The organism is Izhakiella australiensis (assembly GCF_002006995.1).
GTDB classification, from domain to species: domain Bacteria; phylum Pseudomonadota; class Gammaproteobacteria; order Enterobacterales; family Enterobacteriaceae; genus Izhakiella; species Izhakiella australiensis.
The window spans coordinates 1-17,422 of the sequence record NZ_MRUL01000005.1 but is presented as its reverse complement, the minus strand read 5'-3'; the positions used below and the strand labels follow the sequence as shown (position 1 = coordinate 17,422).

The 17,422-nt window shown below is 49.3% G+C and carries 14 protein-coding genes and 1 pseudogene; 7 read left to right on the top strand and 8 right to left on the bottom strand.

Going from position 1 to position 17,422, the window contains the following annotated elements:
- The first annotated feature begins 10 nt into the window (after nt 1–10).
- Nucleotides 11–2,104, top strand: a complete 2,094-nt coding sequence (gene flhA / locus BTJ39_RS09370) for a formate hydrogenlyase transcriptional activator FlhA (protein ID WP_078002427.1) — start codon at nt 11–13, stop codon at nt 2,102–2,104.
- 171 nt (nt 2,105–2,275) lie between these two features.
- Here flhA and BTJ39_RS09365 read toward each other — a convergent pair whose 3' ends face one another.
- Nucleotides 2,276–2,818 (bottom strand): Ail/Lom family outer membrane beta-barrel protein, encoded by a 543-nt coding sequence (locus BTJ39_RS09365; RefSeq protein WP_078002426.1) that lies wholly within the window; start codon nt 2,816–2,818, stop codon nt 2,276–2,278.
- A gap of 728 nt (nt 2,819–3,546) precedes the next feature.
- On the opposite strand from BTJ39_RS09365, the gene BTJ39_RS09360 reads away from it, so the two are divergent.
- Nucleotides 3,547–3,933, top strand: coding sequence for a cupin domain-containing protein (locus BTJ39_RS09360; protein ID WP_078002425.1), 387 nt, complete (start codon nt 3,547–3,549; stop codon nt 3,931–3,933).
- A gap of 1 nt (nt 3,934) precedes the next feature.
- On the opposite strand, the gene BTJ39_RS09355 is transcribed toward BTJ39_RS09360, so the two are convergent.
- Nucleotides 3,935–4,813 carry a helix-turn-helix transcriptional regulator gene (locus BTJ39_RS09355; RefSeq protein ID WP_338418161.1) on the bottom strand — a complete coding sequence of 293 codons (879 nt, stop codon included), beginning with the start codon at nt 4,811–4,813 and terminating at the stop codon, nt 3,935–3,937.
- A 170-nt stretch (nt 4,814–4,983) separates the two neighbouring features.
- Between BTJ39_RS09355 and BTJ39_RS09350 the strand changes: the two genes are divergently transcribed.
- Genes BTJ39_RS09350 through BTJ39_RS09330 form a run of 5 tightly spaced genes read left to right on the top strand, consistent with a single transcriptional unit; the run spans nt 4,984 to nt 10,509 of the window.
- Complete coding sequence (locus BTJ39_RS09350) at nt 4,984–6,609, top strand: ABC transporter substrate-binding protein (RefSeq protein WP_241825898.1); 1,626 nt, start codon at nt 4,984–4,986, stop codon at nt 6,607–6,609.
- Between the two features lie 54 nt (nt 6,610–6,663).
- Nucleotides 6,664–7,623, top strand: a complete 960-nt coding sequence (locus BTJ39_RS09345; protein WP_078002422.1) for an ABC transporter permease — start codon at nt 6,664–6,666, stop codon at nt 7,621–7,623.
- Nucleotides 7,623–8,570, top strand: a complete 948-nt coding sequence (opp4C, locus tag BTJ39_RS09340) for an oligopeptide ABC transporter permease (protein WP_078002421.1) — start codon at nt 7,623–7,625, stop codon at nt 8,568–8,570. Before BTJ39_RS09345 ends, opp4C begins: the two co-directional genes overlap by 1 nt.
- A complete protein-coding gene (locus BTJ39_RS09335) occupies nt 8,567–9,547 on the top strand; it encodes an ABC transporter ATP-binding protein (RefSeq protein WP_078002420.1) in 981 nt (326 codons plus the stop codon). The genes opp4C and BTJ39_RS09335 overlap by 4 nt, the downstream gene beginning before the upstream one ends.
- Nucleotides 9,544–10,509, top strand: a complete 966-nt coding sequence (locus tag BTJ39_RS09330) for an ABC transporter ATP-binding protein (protein ID WP_078002419.1) — start codon at nt 9,544–9,546, stop codon at nt 10,507–10,509. Before BTJ39_RS09335 ends, BTJ39_RS09330 begins: the two co-directional genes overlap by 4 nt.
- A 68-nt stretch (nt 10,510–10,577) precedes the next feature.
- On the opposite strand, the gene BTJ39_RS09325 is transcribed toward BTJ39_RS09330, so the two are convergent.
- The 6 genes and pseudogenes from BTJ39_RS09325 to BTJ39_RS09300 form a co-directional block, all read right to left on the bottom strand.
- The gene (locus BTJ39_RS09325; protein WP_078002418.1) at nt 10,578–11,078 is read right to left on the bottom strand and encodes a DUF2569 domain-containing protein; all 501 of its coding nucleotides are present in this window, start codon (nt 11,076–11,078) and stop codon (nt 10,578–10,580) included.
- A gap of 268 nt (nt 11,079–11,346) precedes the next feature.
- Nucleotides 11,347–12,129: a DeoR/GlpR family DNA-binding transcription regulator gene (locus BTJ39_RS09320; RefSeq protein WP_078002417.1), complete on the bottom strand. Its 783-nt coding sequence runs from the start codon at nt 12,127–12,129 to the stop codon at nt 11,347–11,349.
- Between the two features lie 423 nt (nt 12,130–12,552).
- Nucleotides 12,553–13,944: a M24 family metallopeptidase gene (locus BTJ39_RS09315; RefSeq protein ID WP_078002416.1), complete on the bottom strand. Its 1,392-nt coding sequence runs from the start codon at nt 13,942–13,944 to the stop codon at nt 12,553–12,555.
- A gap of 105 nt (nt 13,945–14,049) precedes the next feature.
- Complete coding sequence (locus BTJ39_RS09310; protein WP_078002415.1) at nt 14,050–15,492, bottom strand: M81 family metallopeptidase; 1,443 nt, start codon at nt 15,490–15,492, stop codon at nt 14,050–14,052.
- A 45-nt stretch (nt 15,493–15,537) separates the two neighbouring features.
- On the bottom strand, nt 15,538–16,959 hold the full coding sequence (locus tag BTJ39_RS09305; RefSeq protein WP_078002626.1) for a PTS transporter subunit EIIC: 1,422 nt from the start codon (nt 16,957–16,959) through the stop codon (nt 15,538–15,540).
- 336 nt (nt 16,960–17,295) lie between these two features.
- Nucleotides 17,296–17,422: pseudogene (locus BTJ39_RS09300) on the bottom strand (CHC2 zinc finger domain-containing protein); the annotation flags it as partial.

The following is a 17,422-nucleotide window of genomic DNA, read 5'->3' as shown; positions in this document are numbered from 1 at the left end:
GGCAGGAAGCATGGCGTATACACCGAATCGTGCTGGCAGCGATCAAGGATTTTTTGAAATAACCCGCACGCTGATACAGCAACCTGATTTTTGCTCCCTGGCGCAGGTACTGAGAAATCACGTTGAGCAGAGCGGGCTGGCTGACAGCGTCAATCTGCTGATGTGGCAGCCTGATAACCAGAGCGCCAGCCTGTACAGCGTGGACAGGCAGCAGCAAGCTATTTTTTATCGCGATGAGGCCTCGCTGGCCAGCGGTCCGCTAAGCCATACCTTGCCTCATCCTGAGGCGTTGTATTACCCGCGTGAGCTGTTTCAGCAGCGCTGGCCACAGCTTAGCCAGCTGAACGCCTATCCTGCCTTCCGGCACTATTGCCTGCTGCCGCTGGTTTCTCAGGGAAAAATCATTGGCGGCTGCGAGTTTCTGCTTAATGCTGAGCGGCGCTGGTCAGAGTCCGACATTGCCAGGCTGCAGGCATTGGCGCCGATTATCAGTCTTGGGGTGGAGCATATACTGTCTCACCGCCAGAGCGATGACGTTTATGCTCAGCTTTACCGCGAACGCAACGATTTTCGCCTGCTGGTGGCGATTACCAACGCCGTGCTGTCGAAGCTGGACCTCGATGAATTGACCAAAGAGGTCGCGCGCGAAATCCATTGCAATTTCGGTTTCAGCTCCATTAGCCTGGCGCTGCGCAGCGAGGACAACCCGGGCAAGCTGCATCTTTATTCAACCCATTATCTCGACGACAGCGCGCCGCTGCACGATCGGACCGGGGTGGATGAAAAGGGCACGCTGTCGGAGAAAGTGATCAAATCCAGAGAGGCGCTTTTTCTGACGCTGAGCAGCCGCGATAGCCTGGCGCCCTATGAGCGCATGCTGTTTGAGCTGTGGCCCGGTGCGGAGCAGACTCTGTACCTGTTCCCGCTAATTTTCAGCGGCAGAATGCTGGGCGTATTGAAACTCTCACATCCCAGCCCGGCGGCGTTTACCGGCGTGGCCAATATTAAGTTGCTGCGTCAAATCACCGAACGGCTGGCGATTGCCGTTGATAATGCGCTGGCCTATCAGGAAATCCGCCGACTGAAAGAACGCCTGCTGGATGAAAATCTGGCGCTGACCGAGCAGATAAACAAGGTTGCCGGCGACTTTGGCGAAATCATTGGCCGCAGCGAGCCGATGATGGCGGTCATGAAACAGGTCGAGATGGTGGCGCAGAGCGACAGTACGGTGATGATCCTGGGTGAAACCGGCACGGGTAAAGAGTTAATCGCCAGGGCGATACATAAGCTCAGCGGGCGCAATGGCCGCCGTATGGTTAAGCTTAACTGCGCCGCCGTGCCGGCCGGGCTGCTGGAAAGCGATCTGTTCGGCCATGAACGCGGTGCCTTTACCGGCGCCAGCGCGCAGCGTATCGGGCGCTTTGAGTTAGCGGATCGCGGCACGCTGTTTCTTGATGAAGTGGGCGACATGCCGCTGGAGTTGCAGCCCAAGCTGCTGCGCGTGCTGCAAGAGCAAGAGTTTGAGCGCCTCGGCAGTAATAAGGTGATTAAAACCGATGCGCGCCTGATTGCTGCGACCAACCGCGACCTTAAACAGATGGTGGCCGACCGGGAGTTCAGGAGCGATCTCTACTACCGGCTGAGCGTTTTTCCTATCCGCATTCCGCCGCTGCGCGAACGACCGCAGGACATTCCGCTGCTGGTCAAAGCCTTTACCTTTAATATTGCCCGCCGGCTGGGGCGTAATATAGACAGCATTCCAGCACAGACGCTGAAGCTGCTCAGCAAAATGGAGTGGCCTGGCAACGTGCGCGAGTTGGAAAACGTCATTGAACGGGCGGTGCTGCTGACGCGCAGTAACGTATTGCAGTTGTCGCATGCTGATATGTTGCCGTATCCGGCGCTTGCTACGCACACTGAGGCGCAGACAGATGATGAGATTCATGGCGAAGAGGGTGAGTACCAGCGCATTGTGAGGGTACTTAAGGAGAGTAATGGCGTTATCGCCGGCCCCAAAGGCGCGGCAGTTCGGCTCGGGCTAAAGCGTACCACGCTGCTGTCGCGTATGAAGCGGCTCGGTATTGATAAAAAGGCGCTGCTTTAACGTGGTGGCTTTAACAGCCATTGAGGCAATAAAAAAACCGGACGTTAAAACGCCCGGTTTCAGACTGCTGACGCACCCCACGCTTTTTCGTGGGGCTTTATTTCACAGCGAAAGCCGGACGCTAAAACGTCCGGCTTTTTACATATCCAGAGGTGAATGACAGGTCTGAAATCAGAACTTATAGCCGACGCCGATATTAAAGCCGTTGAGATCGAAGCTTTCGCCATTTGGTTTCAACTGAGATCCCTCATAGCCAACATCGATAACCAGGTTGGTCATGGGGTTAATTTGAACCCCTGCGCCCCAGGCGAAGTTGCTGCCGTTCCACTTGCTGTCAGCAGAAGAATAGGCATTGCTTGCATTAACTTTGATATCAGCGAAATTTGCGCCAACTAATCCGTAAAGGCTGACGTATTCATTAATACGCCATGCCGGGCCGACCATCAGCGAATAAATATTAACTTTAGTTTTTCCATGGCCATCATAGGAAAAACTAAATTCATCATCTCCTTTCATCCAGCTAAAGGATCCGATAATACCGACCGGCGAATCCCATTCGTAGCGATATTTAACGTTAATACCGTCTAAATTTTTAACGTCAGATGCCGACGTACTGGTATGCGCCCAGCCGAGCGTCACGCTCTGCTGGTCGGCCTGCGCCACACTGCTAAAAAGAGGTAAAAGCGCTAAAGCGAGTAGTGTCTTTTTCATCATCAATATCCATATTGTTAGCTTTAATAGCTATGTTGCTTCGTTGACTCAGCAACGACAGAGGGAACGCTATTATAGAAACAGTGCAGATGGGTTCTCTGCAAAGTAATACCTTTACATATTGCTGGTAACAGAACGGCGGCCTTCCATACTGGCTGCTATAAGGAAAGGACAATCACATAGAGGATGTGACAGCTATATGGCAATCCTCTGTTCAGCTGTGGCAATGTACCATTTTGTTTTTTTAAATTACAACCTTTTATTTTATAGTTGAGGGTTATTTTTTATTTAAAAATTTCTTTCAAGGCGGTAGTCTATATTAATGCATGCTGACGGGTTTAATATTCATCACCTGCGCGGTGGTTGGTTTAATTAAATTTCACATAAGCTTTAACCCACCTCCTTTGGCTGCTTATGAATTTATCGCGTGGTGCCTGCAATGGTTTTAATTCAGCCCCCGGCGATAGCAACATAATCATGGATCTCAGGACGCGTATTTCCTTAGTTAATCAATAAGACTAATTTATCATTGTAAGCGTGGCCGGATAATAGTGACCACACTGTTATTGTTATCCGGTTTTATAGAACCCTGGCGTCGAAACAGTTAACTCGCTAAGTGAAAATAAATCCCGTCGCGTTCATCCTTTGCTGCATATCGTGATTTATATTATGTATACTTAATAATGCACTGGAAAAGAGTAGTTTTTGCTTAATCTAATAAGGATATGGACATGATCGAGTTTGCAAAATTTTCAACCGAAAACGCCGAAAAGGATGAAGCGGTAGGCATTGCTATCAGGCAGCTAATTGGGAGTGCCGACCTGAACGCCTATGCCACCTTTATTGCCGCCGGAAAAAAAGTAGGCTGCCATGGCCACGGTAACGGTGACGAATGGTACATTATTCTTTCAGGGGAAGGCGAAATATGGACGGGCGATATCATTAGCGGCACCGTTAATGATATAAAAAGCGAGACCTTTACAAAAGGCTGTATTTTCTGCATTCACCAGAATACCGCCCATCAGTTAAAAGCGCGCAGTGACGTCGAGCTAATTTTTTTATGTCCGGATGCGCACCTTACCCACGATCGCGTCGGTTTTAACGATCTGTGTCAATGAGTTACTCTAAATGTATTGATTTCTGCTGCCTGAAGAAATTTTCAGGAACGTAGTTAGTCATATTGCGTTCATAGCAGTAATCAATCAGGCCTTTTCGGCAGGTGGTGGCGGTTTTCTGATACAAATTCTGAATATGATTAGAAACCGTCCGGTATGACAGGCTGAGCGTATCGCCAATCTCTTTGGTGGAACATCCCTGCAGAAGGTAGAAGACGATTTCCCATTCCCTTGGGCTGAAAATTTCTGAGGGCAGGGTGAAAATTAATGAAGTCTGATGGTTTATTTTCTTTATTTTTTCGATGGTTATAATATCCACCGGCCGGCCGTGAAAAATAGTGCCCCGGCAGTATCCTTCGGCATCCATTAATGGAAATTTATCGAAATACCAGGGTTGTAGGTAGCGATGACCGGCAAAAGGATGTATTTCAATTGAGGTCACCCGGTCGAGCAGCGTTTCGACTTTTCTGTCATGTTGCTGAAACTCTTCCTGAAATTCTGCGGTAGAGGCGGGCAGCTCACCGTCATAATGACCCGCTACGTCGTATCCTTCAGGCAGTGCCAGCAGTTCATTATACTTTTTGTTGGCGTAGATAAACTGTGAATTACTGTCTTTAGCGCCCCAGGGTTCATTGCTAATCTCCCAGAAGCTGATTAATCCATTAATTAAACTATCCGCGACACCCGACATTTTCATTTCCTTTTGAGGTTTATTTTCCTTGTCACCAATAACAACCCTACTTTTATCTGTTATTTTTGCAAGGAATGTTGCGGTGTTTTTCCAGAGCGTTGTGCGAAACGGTAAATAATTAACGGAATTTATTAGCCGTTTTATAGCATTGCTTTGCCGAATTTGTACTAAGGATTTATTGTTATAATCCATATCCTTTCGTTGTTAGACAGCGACATCAGCGGCTCTTATCTTTCGTCATTATTTGTCAATAATTGATGCCGTTATACGACGAGGGAACTCATTTGGTACGCTTACCGAACAGCTTAAAAATTAAAACCACGCGTTTAGCTTCCGCTGTGCAGATTGCTCTGCTTGGCGGCATGTTGGCATTTGCATCCGGTGCCAGTGCCGATGAACGGCTAAAAGAGGGCATCACGCCGGCAACAGAGGTCAGTCAGGTGCCAACGGCGGCGAAACTGCGCAAAGATACCGTGGTGGCCGGCATTTCCGAGCCGCAGGGGATTTTTAACCCCTATTTTTTCGTCAACGGCTGGGATGAGAATGTTACTAACGTCATCTTTTCTCGTCTGATTGACTGGGACAGTCACGGTAAGCTGGTACCCGGCCTGGCGCAAAGCTGGACCGTCAGCCCGGACAACAAGGTTTACACCATCAAATTGCGTCCTGGTCTGACGTTCAGCGACGGCTCGCCCCTTAGCGCCGAAGACGTCGCTTTCACGCTCACCGTTCTGCACGATCCGAAATATGATGGGGATACCGATATTACCCTCGCTAACATCGCCGGCGGCGCGCAGTATAAAGCGGGTAAAGCCGACAGCGTCAGCGGCCTGAAAGTGATCGATTCGCTCACCCTTCAGGTAACGACCACCCAGCCAGGCGCCACTACGCTGGCGAAAATCGGCGGGCCGGTGCTGTCTAAAGCCTATTACGGCAAGGGTTATCAGCGCGGTAATCTCGACTATTTACGTACCCTGCACGGCAAGCCGCTGGGTAACGGTCCTTACGTTTATGATAAATATATTCCCGGCCAAGAGATTCGCTTTCACGCCAACACGCATTTTTATCGCGGCACGCCGCCCACGCTGCGCTTTATCTATCGCGTAACTAACCCGTCCACCAACTTCCAGCTGTTCCAGACCGGCGAAACCGATTATGACGCCTTTACCTCGCGTCCTGATGATATTGAGCAGCTAAAACTGCTCGGTTTTGCCAACATCAACCTGTACGGTTCCAGCGATTACAGTGAGGTGGAATTCAACGTGCGCCGTCCGGCGCTGAATGATGCCAGAGTGCGTAAAGCGCTGATTTACGGCCTCGATCGTCAGAAGCTGATTGATGTGGTTTATCAGGGCTACGGCAAGGTGGCGATCGAGCCGATTGCCCCCATCTCCTGGGCCTACAATACTCAGGGGGTCAATCCGTATAAATATGACCCGGCGCAGGCGAAAAAGCTGCTCGATGAGGCAGGCTGGAAGCCAGGGGCAGACGGCATCCGGACGAAAGACGGCAAGCGCCTTGAGCTAACCCTGCTGGTGAGCAAGAAGGTGCTTAACGACGCGCTGATCCCTATCGCTAAAGAGAACTGGCGCCAGATTGGCGTGCTGCTGAAGCCGCAGGTGGTGGATTTCAACGCACTGATGGCACAGCGTAAAGCCGGTAATTACGATCTGGCCTCATTTAGCACCAGCACGCTGAACGATCCGCACGATGGCGTGTGGGACTTTTACAGCAGCGAAGCGAAGGAGTCGGGCTATCACAATCCGCAGGTGGATAAGCTAATTAATGACGGCAATGCGGTGCTGGATATTGAAAAGCGCAAGCCAATTTATCATCAGCTGTATCAGGTGCTGGCCGACGATCCGCCGGTGATTTTGCTCGGCTACCGCGAAATCCTTTCGGCCAGCAGCGCCCGCGTCAGCGGCTTCAAGCCGGATATTTATAACGGGCTGACCGGCAGCCTGCCGGATGTGAAAATCGTTAAGTAATGGCGTAAATATTGCCGCCATCGGGCTGGTTGCCGCTGGCGGCATGAGAAAGCGATGAAAAATTTTATTCTGAGACGGCTGTTACAGACCCTGCCAATGCTGCTGTTTGCCTCGCTAATCATCTTCATGCTGTTCGCCAAAACCCCCGGCGACTTTATCGATGGCAATATCACGCTCACCGCCGCCCGCGCCGCCGAACTGAAAGCGATTTACGGGCTCGACCAGCCGCTGTTTACTCGCTATCTGCACTGGCTGGGTCAGCTGCTGCGCGGCGATCTTGGCTTTTCGTTGCAGTACCAGATCCCTGTCAGCCAGCTGCTCAATCAGTACATCTGGAACTCTTTTCTGCTGGCGATAATCGCGTTGGTTTTTTACTGGGGCATCGGGCTGGCGGTTGGCATTATTTCGGCGATGAAGCCCAACTCGCTGTTCGATCACCTGGTGAGCATCGCAGTATTCGCGGCCATGTCGTTTCCCACTTTCTTTCTCTGCCTGCTGCTTATCAAATGGTTTGCCGTTGATCTGCACTGGCTGCCGGTAGGCGGCATGACCAATACCGGCAGCGACGACAGCGGGCTGGCCTGGGCGATGCAGGTGGCCGCGCATCTGGCGCTGCCGGTGCTGGCGCTGGTCATGCTGCAGGCAGGCAGCCTGACGCGTTATTTTCGCGCCAGCATGCTCGACGTGGTGAAAATGGATTTTATCCGCACCGCCCGCGCCAAAGGGTTAGCTGAAAGAACGGTGATCCTCAAGCACGCGCTGCGCAACGCCCTGTTGCCGATTATTACCCTGCTGGGCTTTGAGCTGCCGGGGCTGTTTTCCGGGGCGATTATCACCGAAAAGGTGTTTAACTGGCCGGGGGCCGGTCATATCCATATCGATTCGCTGGCGGCGCGCGATTATCCGGTGCTGATGGGCTTTACCCTGTTTCTGGCGGTGTTGACTATTCTCGGCAATCTGCTTGCCGATGTGCTCTATGCGTGGGCTGACCCGCGTATCCGCGTGAGGTCGTGATGCTACGTTCGCTTATTTTTCCCAGCCGGCGCCTGCGTAAAGCGGCGATCCCGCTACTGGCTCAGGTTACGCCTTCGCCCTGGCGTCTGGCCTGGCGCGCGCTGAGGCGCAACCGCCTGGCGATGCTCTGCCTGGCGCTACTGATAATCATGGCGCTCTGGTGCCTGCTTGGCCCTGACTGGTCGCCGTGGAAAGACGACGCCACCGATGCTTTGATGATCAATAAACCTCCCGGCGCCGCTCACTGGCTGGGCACCGACTTCCTCGGTCGTGACGTCTATACCCGGCTGATGTTAGCCGGGCGTATTTCGCTGGCGATCGGTCTGCTGACGATGCTGCTATCGGTGACGCTCGGTTACTTGCTTGGCGCGGTGGCGGGCTATGCCGGCGGTCTGACCGACCGGCTACTTATGCGGCTGGCCGATCTGGTGATGACAATTCCGTCTCTGCCGCTATTGATCGTGGCTGGCGCCATGCTGGCAGAGCTGGATTTTTCGCCGGATGCGCGTATTTACATGGTGGTTGTCATGCTGAGCCTGCTGGAATGGCCAAAGCTGGCGCGGCTGGTGCGCGGCCAGATCCTGTCGCTGCGCGAACGTGATTTTATGCTGGCGACCCGGGTGTTGGGTCTGTCATCGCGCCGCCGCCTGTTCAACCACCTGCTACCTCATACCATACCGATCCTGGTGGTCATGGCGACCATGGCGGTGGCTAATGCCATCCTGATGGAATCTGCGCTGAGCTATCTTGGCCTCGGTGTGGTGCCACCGACGCCCTCGTGGGGCAACATGATGGATGCCGCTAACAGCCTGATCGATTTTCAGCGCCGCCCCTGGCTGTGGATGCCGCCGGGTATCGCCATATTTATTACCGTTATTGCTATCAACGTGCTGGGCGACGGACTGCGCGACGCGCTGGATCCGAAGATGAAACGGAGCCTGAAATGAACCTGCCGCTGGTTACCTTCAACCAACTCTCGGTTTCCTTTGAGTCCGAACGGGGCCGGGTACGGGCCGTGCAGGAGGTGTCATTTGTTATTCATGCCGGGCAGACTGTCGGCGTCGTGGGTGAGTCCGGCTGCGGCAAAAGCGTCACCGCCATGTCGCTGATGGGCCTGCTTCCCCCGCAGGTCGCGAGCATCGACGGGGGGGAAATCCTGTTTCAGGATAAAAACCTGCTGCGGCTTAAACCTACGCAGATGGCTGATTTGCGCGGCAATCAGCTGGCAATGATTTTTCAGGAACCGATGAGCGCCCTTAACCCGGTGCTGACCGTCGGCGAGCAGCTGTGCGAACCGCTTATTCGCCATCGCGGCATGACGGCAAAGGCCGCCTGGCAGCAGGCCACGCAGCTGATCGAAGAGGTCGGCCTGGCGCGAGCGCAGAGCCTGATGCGCAGCTATCCCCATCAGCTTTCCGGCGGCATGCTGCAGCGTATCATGATTGCCATGGCGCTCAGCTGTCGGCCGCAGCTGCTGATTGCCGATGAGCCGACTACCGCGCTGGACGTCACCGTACAGGCACAGATTCTGCGCCTGCTGCGCGACCAGGCGCGCGCGCAACAGATGGCGCTGATGCTCATCACCCATGATTTAGGGGTGATTGCGCAGATGGCCGAACAGGTGGTCGTGATGTATGCCGGGCGTATCGTCGAGCAGGGGCCAACCCGTGACGTGCTGCGTAACCCGCTGCACCCTTACACCAAAGGCCTTATCGCCTCGCGGCCGGTGCCGGGCGAGCGCCGTCGTCGTCTCTATTCCATCCCGGGCCAGGTACCGGATCTTGCCGGACTGCCGCCGTATTGCGCATTTGTCGAACGCTGTGAGCGCGCAACGCAGCGCTGCCGGCAAGGTATTCCGCCCGCCATCGGTCAGCAGCATCAGGCCGCCTGTTTTCACAGCGCGTTAGCGGGGGCGGTCATATGAGCAATGACTACGTTGTTGAAGTCGAAGGACTAAAAAAATATTTCCCGCTGCGCGACGGGCTGTTCGGTCAGCAAACCGGACAGCTGCGTGCCGTTGATGGCGTTAGCTTTAAAATTCGCAAAGGAACGATTTTCGGTCTGGTTGGCGAATCCGGCAGCGGGAAAACCACCGTTGGACGCACTCTGCTGGGGCTGTATGACAAAACGGCTGGCAGCATTAAGTATGGCGGCCGGCCGCTGCAAAATCTGACGCCGCGACAAATGCGAGCGCTGCGCCCGCAAATGCAGCTGGTGTTTCAGGATCCCTATAGCTCGCTTAACCCGCGTATTCGCATCGGCAACGCTATCGGCGAAGCGATGCTGGAACATAAGCTGTGCAGCCGTGCCGAACTGTATGACAAAGTCACTGAGGTAATGAAAATCTGCGGTCTGGCCGCGCAGCATTACAACCGTTTTCCCCACGAGTTCTCCGGCGGTCAGCGCCAGCGTATTGGCATCGCCCGCGCGCTGATCCTCAATCCGGATTTTATCATCGCCGATGAGCCGATCTCAGCGCTGGACGTTTCCATTCAGGCGCAGATCATTAACCTGTTTTCCGATTTACGCGAGCAACACGGCGTTACCTTTCTGTTTATTTCTCACGATCTTGGCGTAGTCGAGCACCTGTGTGATGACGTCGCGGTAATGTATCTGGGGCAACTGGTGGAAACCGCCAGCCGCGACGTGCTATTCAGTCAGCCGCTGCACCCATATACCCGCGCGCTGCTGGCCGCGGTGCCGACGCTGGACCCGGAGCGCGAGCCGATCGCCGCGCTGCAGGGCGAGATCCCCGATCCATCACGCCCACCGCCCGGCTGCCGCTTTTCGTCACGCTGCCCGCTGGCCACCGCTGAGTGTCGTCGCACCGCGCCGCAGCTGCGGGAAGTGGCCTCCGGGCATCTGGTCGCTTGCCACCGGGTATAGCTGAGGGGGACTTCCTGTAACCATTCACGGGCGCGTTGACCCGCGCCCGTGGTAGCTAACTGGAAGGGCTATTTTACGAAGGTTCTTTTCACCCGCACCGAGACGATAAAGTAAGGAACCCAGATGCAGCTGGAGACCAGGTAATGAAACACCACGCGCAGGTCATCGGAAGCGACGGGCGTGGCGAGAAAATGATGAGTCAGATAGACGTCGACGGCGTGAAACGCCAGGCCTGACAGCATCAGCAGGATATAAGTTTTAGGTAATGCCTTCTTTTTGCCGAAAAATAAAAAGCAGGTGTAAACCGAAAGCAGGAATAATAAAAAGAAGCCGACCAGCTCATAGCTAACCAGCCAGGTTAGCGTCGGGGTTAGCAGCTGAAACTTATCCACCAATATTTTTAACGTCTGAAAGGTGGACCAGGACAGCGAGATAATCGAAAGGATAATGCCGATCGCCGGCAGGATAAGAAATCCTCTGATTTTGCTCAGCTCGCGTGCTTCACAATCGGGGCAATAATCGACGCCGCGCGGGATTTCGATATCACAGTTAATACATTTGTTACTCATGCTTATCCCTTAAAGTATTGAATTTTAAATTAATTATTTTGTTCTGAAATGAGATGATTCTGTCATCGCTGAATGCGATGATGTTATAGCGGGCTATGATATCAAGAAATGGGTGAGGGAAATAATAATAGAAAAGGCATTGTCGTCGTGGTGACTTCAATCGCCTGAAGGGGAGTGACATTGCGACATCCGCACGGGGCTGGCGCGATGAAGCGTCACGAGCGCTGCTCTCTGTTAGCGATCCAACTCGACGCAGCCGATGTTGATATTAAAAGGCGTCCGGTTCTATTTCAGCTACAGATATAACTTTTCCGGCTTGGGTTACCTGCTGGAAAAAAGGATCTTCATGGGGAAGGTCTGTGACGATCATATCTATATCATCTAACTTTGCGGCTCGGTATTTGTGCATTAAGCCAAATTTCGAAGCGTCTGCGACAATAATAACCTTTTTGGCATTCTTGATTATTGCTTTTTTCGTATATGCGTCTTCTTCATTGGGTAAAGTAATGTCACCCTCTACGCTGATTCCTTCTGTACCAATAAATGCAATATCAAAGCTGAAATCTTGTACATAGTTTATAGTTTGAATACCCAAAAAACCTTTAGAAAGCGCCCTGTACTTTCCCGGAACCGAGTAGAGAAGGATATTTTCATATTTTGATAAGGCATTGTGTACGAGAAGTGAATTTGTATAAAACTTACTGTCCGTATTACGGAAGATTTCTTTTGCTACGAAAAGCGTTGTTGTTCCTGTTTCAATAAAAATGGAATCTCCAGGTTTGATCAGGGACTTACAATATCTGGCTATTTTTTTCTTACCTTCGATATTAACGCCTTCTTTTATTGACATTGAATGTTCTGACATATCAATGCCATGTAAAACGGCTCCCCCGTGTGTAAGTTCAATATTTCCGCTCTTGGTAAGTTCTTTCAAATCACGGCTAATGGTCATCGTAGAAACATTCAATTTTTCTGCTAAATCCTTAGAGCTTACCTCGCCGTGAACCTTTATCTGCTCAAGAATATATATTTGTCGCGTTGCCTGTTTCATTGTATAACTCTTTTAATAGTAATTAATTCTGATTCGCCAGGATTCCATCTGTCATTTTTAAAATTAAAATGTCAGAGCTTACTTGCCAGAGTAAATCTTACCTTTAATGAAAATCATCGTCAACATGAAATAATACTTAAGAATTTTATACGTAACGCATGACTCAGGTAAATATAAGTGCGAGCTGACACTGTAATTCAGTAAAAGTAACATTGAATAAATAAAAACAGGGCCCACACAAGACAACGAAATATCGGAATAGCCGGACAAGGGGAGATGCATCACAGGGGGAATATTGGATTCTGGGATATTACAAATAATCACATTTTTTGAAAGCGGTTCGGTAATTTTAAATGCAGGTTAATAAAGACATCATACCTTATATAAAATTACAGAACCGCAGTTGAAGCATTTTATGACCGGTTAATCTGAGCAAACCAGAGCACGTTCTTTATCTAAAAGATATGGTCTCAAAAAGGCGACTGAACTACACATTGGCAAAATATCCTGGGACAAGTTTACCCCCAGCGTCTCAATAAGATAAGACCTGCGCTTTTGCATTCTGAGCCACATTTCAGGATAAGCGTCTTTAATTTCCTGCTTTAATTTTTCATCAGCAAGGAGTACCGTACTTTCGGCTGAAGCTCCCCCGAATCCTGGCACAGCAGGGATAATATCTATTTGCAGGATCATACCGCTTAAAAGCTTTTCGGTAGAGCCTTCATAAATGGGAGAAGACATCCATTCTTCGTCAGCTACCAAATGGCCAGGACAAAGAGACCAATGATAATCTTGACGTGGAAGTATCTGATCTATTTTGCCAAATAGCTCGCCTCCCGCCATGCCAACAGAAATCGCTTCGAGCCAGAGAACATAAGCGCGAAAATAGGGTACTGCGACTGCATCCATATAGCCTTGCGCTTCAACTGGCAGATCATGTTGATGGTAAGCCGCATAACCTGCACGCGTTGATGCTCCCCCCCGGTAGCCAACGGTGAGGGAAATAGTATCACCACATTTAACAGCATTATCAGTGGGAAACATATTCCCTGATACATAGCGTGGACCCGCCGCGGCAATCGTGACAATACTGTTATGTTGACCTGCGCGATTCAGGCTGTCACCTAACGTTTGCTCCGTGACGCCTGGCGCCAGTTTGTCCATTGCATCAAGTATGCAGTCAGATGCCAACGCTGCGCCATATTCATAATGAGCCACTTCGTTTGCATTGTTTATCGTTCTAACCCCGTGCTCACCAATAAATAAATCAGTTTCGTTAGACAATAGATGCTCATTGCCGACTATATGCCTGATGGTGTCAACAATATATGATGGAAGATCATATAATTTTTTTTCAACTTCCCCGTTGCTGACAAACATTTTCCATCCGACAAGCCCGGTTCTGGTATTATTTCTTACTCCTGCCAGGCTCAGTAATTCTTGCAGAGACTTTTCCTGCGAAAGTGGCTGATTAGGCAATGAAAAATGTGGTACGTGTACAGCGTTGGCGGTTACCCTTGATTTAGTTGCTTTGTTGAGATTTTCATTTCCCAGAACCAGCGTTATTTCGCCGTGAACGTTGATTACTAAAAGCGACTCTTCAAAGCGGGTAAAGTATCCAGTTAAATACTCAAAGTTACTTCCATGTTCTACATCTCCATAGATTATGATCTGGTCCAGACCTCGCTCTTTCATTTTTTTGAGAATTTTTTCTTTTCTTTCCGAAATGGTTTTTTCCGTTAACGGAACGGGAATTCCGCTCCAGTCTTTTTCTGGAGGACTAACTTGCTTAAAACATACATTTTTTTTACTCATGTGAAAACCTTTGATTAAGTATAAGTATGCCTGTCAGGGCACCTTAAAATATCCATATGCAATGTATATTTTGCATCGCGCGAATCTGGTGTTAATTCTGTTAAATCAAATATTATCTATAGGAAACATAGGCCTCATTACACGCTTAAAGGGAATTGAGCGTGTATCTTGCGGTGTCGCACCCATCGTCAGAGACATTATGGAAAGTTTAGCTTTGTCTTTAAGTTCCGGGAAAATATAGCCTTGTTTTACAACGATGATGTCATACTCATCCCAATCGAGGCCAGCAGCAATAAATTGATGATGCTCAGCCATAGTTTGGCGACTATTTGCAATAGATATATCAATAGTCGTATCTACTACCGTCACCGTTACGCTATGACCATAGCATTCATCGCGAGAATTTAGCATATACCCACGAACTTCTCCTTTAGCTTTAATAATAACTTCAAGCTCAACACTTTTTGACATCTCGTCGTGGTCTACGCCCAGGGAAATCATTGTTCTTGAGCCTGTGTTCATCAGCTCAAGCGTTCTGAAGGTATCCGGATCGCAAATATTGGCAAACAATATTTTTTTACTTAATGACGCTAAGGACAAAACTTGCCTTAAAATTACGGTATTCCAGCCTGTAGCGCCTGATGTGGTGTTATCACCGGAGTCTGTGATAAAAACGGGTTTGTCTGCAAAATCTAAAGCCATCTCAAGTGCTTTATCTGGCTGAGCAGTCAAACCGGTATAATGGAACTCATGTCGTTTATTCCAGATAAATTCTGCCAGTTTATCTGCCACTTCTTCAGCCCATTCAAAATCTTGCTCTGTCGCCGGGACGACAACGATACCGCAGCCTGCAACGGGAGTATCATGTCGAATGTAACCCACATGCCAGCTCACGCTCAGGATGCGCGTATCTTGCTCTAACTCATTGAGGTAAAGGTTAATAGATTTGACAGGTTCATCAAATGAAACGCTTTGCTCCCCTCCTAAAATTAACGGCAGCTTTCTATAAATAGAATGGATGTTTTCTCGTTTTTTCAGGAGACCGCAAAGCATTGAGGCCACTTTTTTCTTTGTTTCCAGATTATCTATATGTGGTGACTCCCGGTAACTGCGGATCAATGTAGTTGATTCAACGTATTCTTTACACAGATTGCCATGTGGATCACAGGCGATAGCAATGGGCATATAGGGACCGACAACTTTTCTTATCTCGCGCAAAATGTGATGGTCACCTGAACCAATATCTTCTACTTCACTGGCACCATGAAGCATAAGATAAATGCCATCTATTTCATGTAAGTGCTTGCGTACCGCACGCAGAAAGCAAGACTCGATATATTTAAACGCATCAATTTTTATAACGCCTGACGGCCCTGCATCCGCATAAACTGAAGGAATAAGTTCTATATTAGCCTCAGAAAACACCTCAGCAATCTGCATTTTATTGATGCAAGTATCCCCGAAATATAATTCAAAATCCGTGATTTCATTTTTAAGTGGTATGTTTGCATTAGATTCTGTTACAAAGTGTCCAACTAAAACCTTCATAATATACCTATCCTTTATTTATTAAAGTAAGTTCGCTCATGGTCGTCATAGTGGTTGCTGCATTTGTACACGGTTCTTTTTAGCTGCTCTTCTTTCATCTAATGTTAAAATCATTTTGGTTGCTGTGAAGGATACGATGATGGATACAGCAGCGACGATAGCGGCAATAAACACATAATGAAGGTTACCTTTGTCATCAACAAAATATAAAAATGTCAGTAATCCGGGGCAGCCACCGATTATATAGGCGCGAAGCCCCAGTAAGCCTGCGACAATCCCACCACTAATTGCACCTAATGCTGTACCAATTAATACTCGGGGCCTGGAGATCAAACAGCCATAAAATGCAGGCTCGGTCACGCCGCACAGTGCTGTTATTCCGAAGGAGCTGTACATCCCTTTTTGCGCCTTATCAACTTTACTGGTTGTCGCGACTGCCAAGGCGCTGGCGCCGATACATAGATTAGAGATAAAGCCCATTGATCCGGTTACTGAGTCATAACCTACCGTGGCAACTAAATGTACACCGATAGCCACTAACGCTTTATCAATTCCTAACATCACCATATAGGGATAGGCGGCTGATAATATTGGTTGCGACAGGAACCCTACGGTATCACCAAGCCAGATACAAAAATCACCGATAGCTCCGCTGGCTCGCGTTCCCAGTGGCCCAATTATAATAAGAAGAATTGGAACGCAAATAACCATGGTTAAGAGAGGCTTGGCAAAGTAAATTAAAAATTCCGGGATGATTTTCTTTAAAAGTTTTTCAACATAATACATAAAGAAAACCCCCAGTATTACCGGGAGAATTGTCGCGCCATACTCTATTTGCGGAATACTTATTCCGGCAAAGCTCAATCCACTAACATTATTTATTCTTTCAGTTAAAAGCACCGCGCCCAGAAATGCGCCCATGATAGGCTGCATTTTTAACTGTGAAGCCAGTGTATAACCGAGATAAACAGGTAAGAATACAAATCCCGCCTGGAAAATAGCCAGCAAGACATTTGCTGTGCCGCCATTGACGTCCATTCCAACATAGTTCACAAGGAGGTTACGTATTGAAAGTATCATCCCACCAACGATCATTGCTGGTACTACGGGCATAAACATGGGAGCAACAAAATTTGCGAACTTATTTACATACCAGCTAAAGTTACGTGGTCCGGACTTTTCCTTTGACGATTCTTTTTCTTTATTTCCAATTTCACTCCACCGCGAAATGGCAATAATCTCATTGTATGCATCGTCTACATTCGGACCAATAATAATCTGTACTTGCTCTTGATTTCTTACAACACCGGCAGAGTTTGGCAGCTTTTTTAATCCTTCAATATCGACAGAATTATTTTCTTTTACGTTAATACGCAGCCTGGTTGCACAATGTGTTATGTGTACAATATTTTCCACTCCGCCCAGATACTTTATGGCGAGCTCAGACATTTCAGTATATTTACTCATAGTATCTCTCATTTTTATGATGCATTCCTGGGTCAGATATTACTGTCTCTTCAAAACAACAGTTTTGCCTGATTAGAATAACCACTGCTTATATCAGCTTTTAAAAAATGCATACTGCATAATATTTATTTATAGTGAGAACCATACTTTGCGTAATACAACCCGAGCAGCAGGCTCTTACTCTCGCCTAACACAACACAACAAAATCTAGCATTTTATGTTTATTTGTGTTGTGTTTGTGGGCAGGGATGAGACTGGAGTCACATAAAAGATATGTTTGGGGGCCGGGATTTATCCGTTCGAGGATCGCCTGGACTGTTTAAAGGGAAGAGATCAGATGACCGACCCCGCCGCGCCGCAGCCGAAGCAGTGATACAGGTTCTTCTCCGGGCTGATGACGCACGACGGCGTCTTCTCTTCATGGAACGGACACAGCAGCGCCATATCCCGGCCCTGGCGCTTC

Bases quoted from the DNA above. Each gene is read 5' to 3' on its own strand.
- BTJ39_RS09330 (WP_078002419.1), top strand. From the start codon at position 9,544: ATGAGCAATGACTACGTTGTTGAAGTCGAAGGACTAAAAAAATATTTC.
- BTJ39_RS09345 (WP_078002422.1), top strand. From the start codon at position 6,664: ATGAAAAATTTTATTCTGAGACGGCTGTTACAGACCCTGCCAATGCTG.
- BTJ39_RS09305 (WP_078002626.1), bottom strand. From the start codon at position 16,959: ATGAGTAAATATACTGAAATGTCTGAGCTCGCCATAAAGTATCTGGGC.
- flhA (WP_078002427.1), top strand. From the start codon at position 11: ATGGCGTATACACCGAATCGTGCTGGCAGCGATCAAGGATTTTTTGAA.
- BTJ39_RS09310 (WP_078002415.1), bottom strand. From the start codon at position 15,492: ATGAAGGTTTTAGTTGGACACTTTGTAACAGAATCTAATGCAAACATA.
- BTJ39_RS09355 (WP_338418161.1), bottom strand. From the start codon at position 4,813: ATGGATTATAACAATAAATCCTTAGTACAAATTCGGCAAAGCAATGCT.
- opp4C (WP_078002421.1), top strand. From the start codon at position 7,623: ATGCTACGTTCGCTTATTTTTCCCAGCCGGCGCCTGCGTAAAGCGGCG.
- BTJ39_RS09365 (WP_078002426.1), bottom strand. From the start codon at position 2,818: ATGATGAAAAAGACACTACTCGCTTTAGCGCTTTTACCTCTTTTTAGC.
- BTJ39_RS09320 (WP_078002417.1), bottom strand. From the start codon at position 12,129: ATGAAACAGGCAACGCGACAAATATATATTCTTGAGCAGATAAAGGTT.
- BTJ39_RS09325 (WP_078002418.1), bottom strand. From the start codon at position 11,078: ATGAGTAACAAATGTATTAACTGTGATATCGAAATCCCGCGCGGCGTC.
- BTJ39_RS09335 (WP_078002420.1), top strand. From the start codon at position 8,567: ATGAACCTGCCGCTGGTTACCTTCAACCAACTCTCGGTTTCCTTTGAG.
- BTJ39_RS09360 (WP_078002425.1), top strand. From the start codon at position 3,547: ATGATCGAGTTTGCAAAATTTTCAACCGAAAACGCCGAAAAGGATGAA.
- BTJ39_RS09315 (WP_078002416.1), bottom strand. From the start codon at position 13,944: ATGAGTAAAAAAAATGTATGTTTTAAGCAAGTTAGTCCTCCAGAAAAA.
- BTJ39_RS09350 (WP_241825898.1), top strand. From the start codon at position 4,984: ATGTTGGCATTTGCATCCGGTGCCAGTGCCGATGAACGGCTAAAAGAG.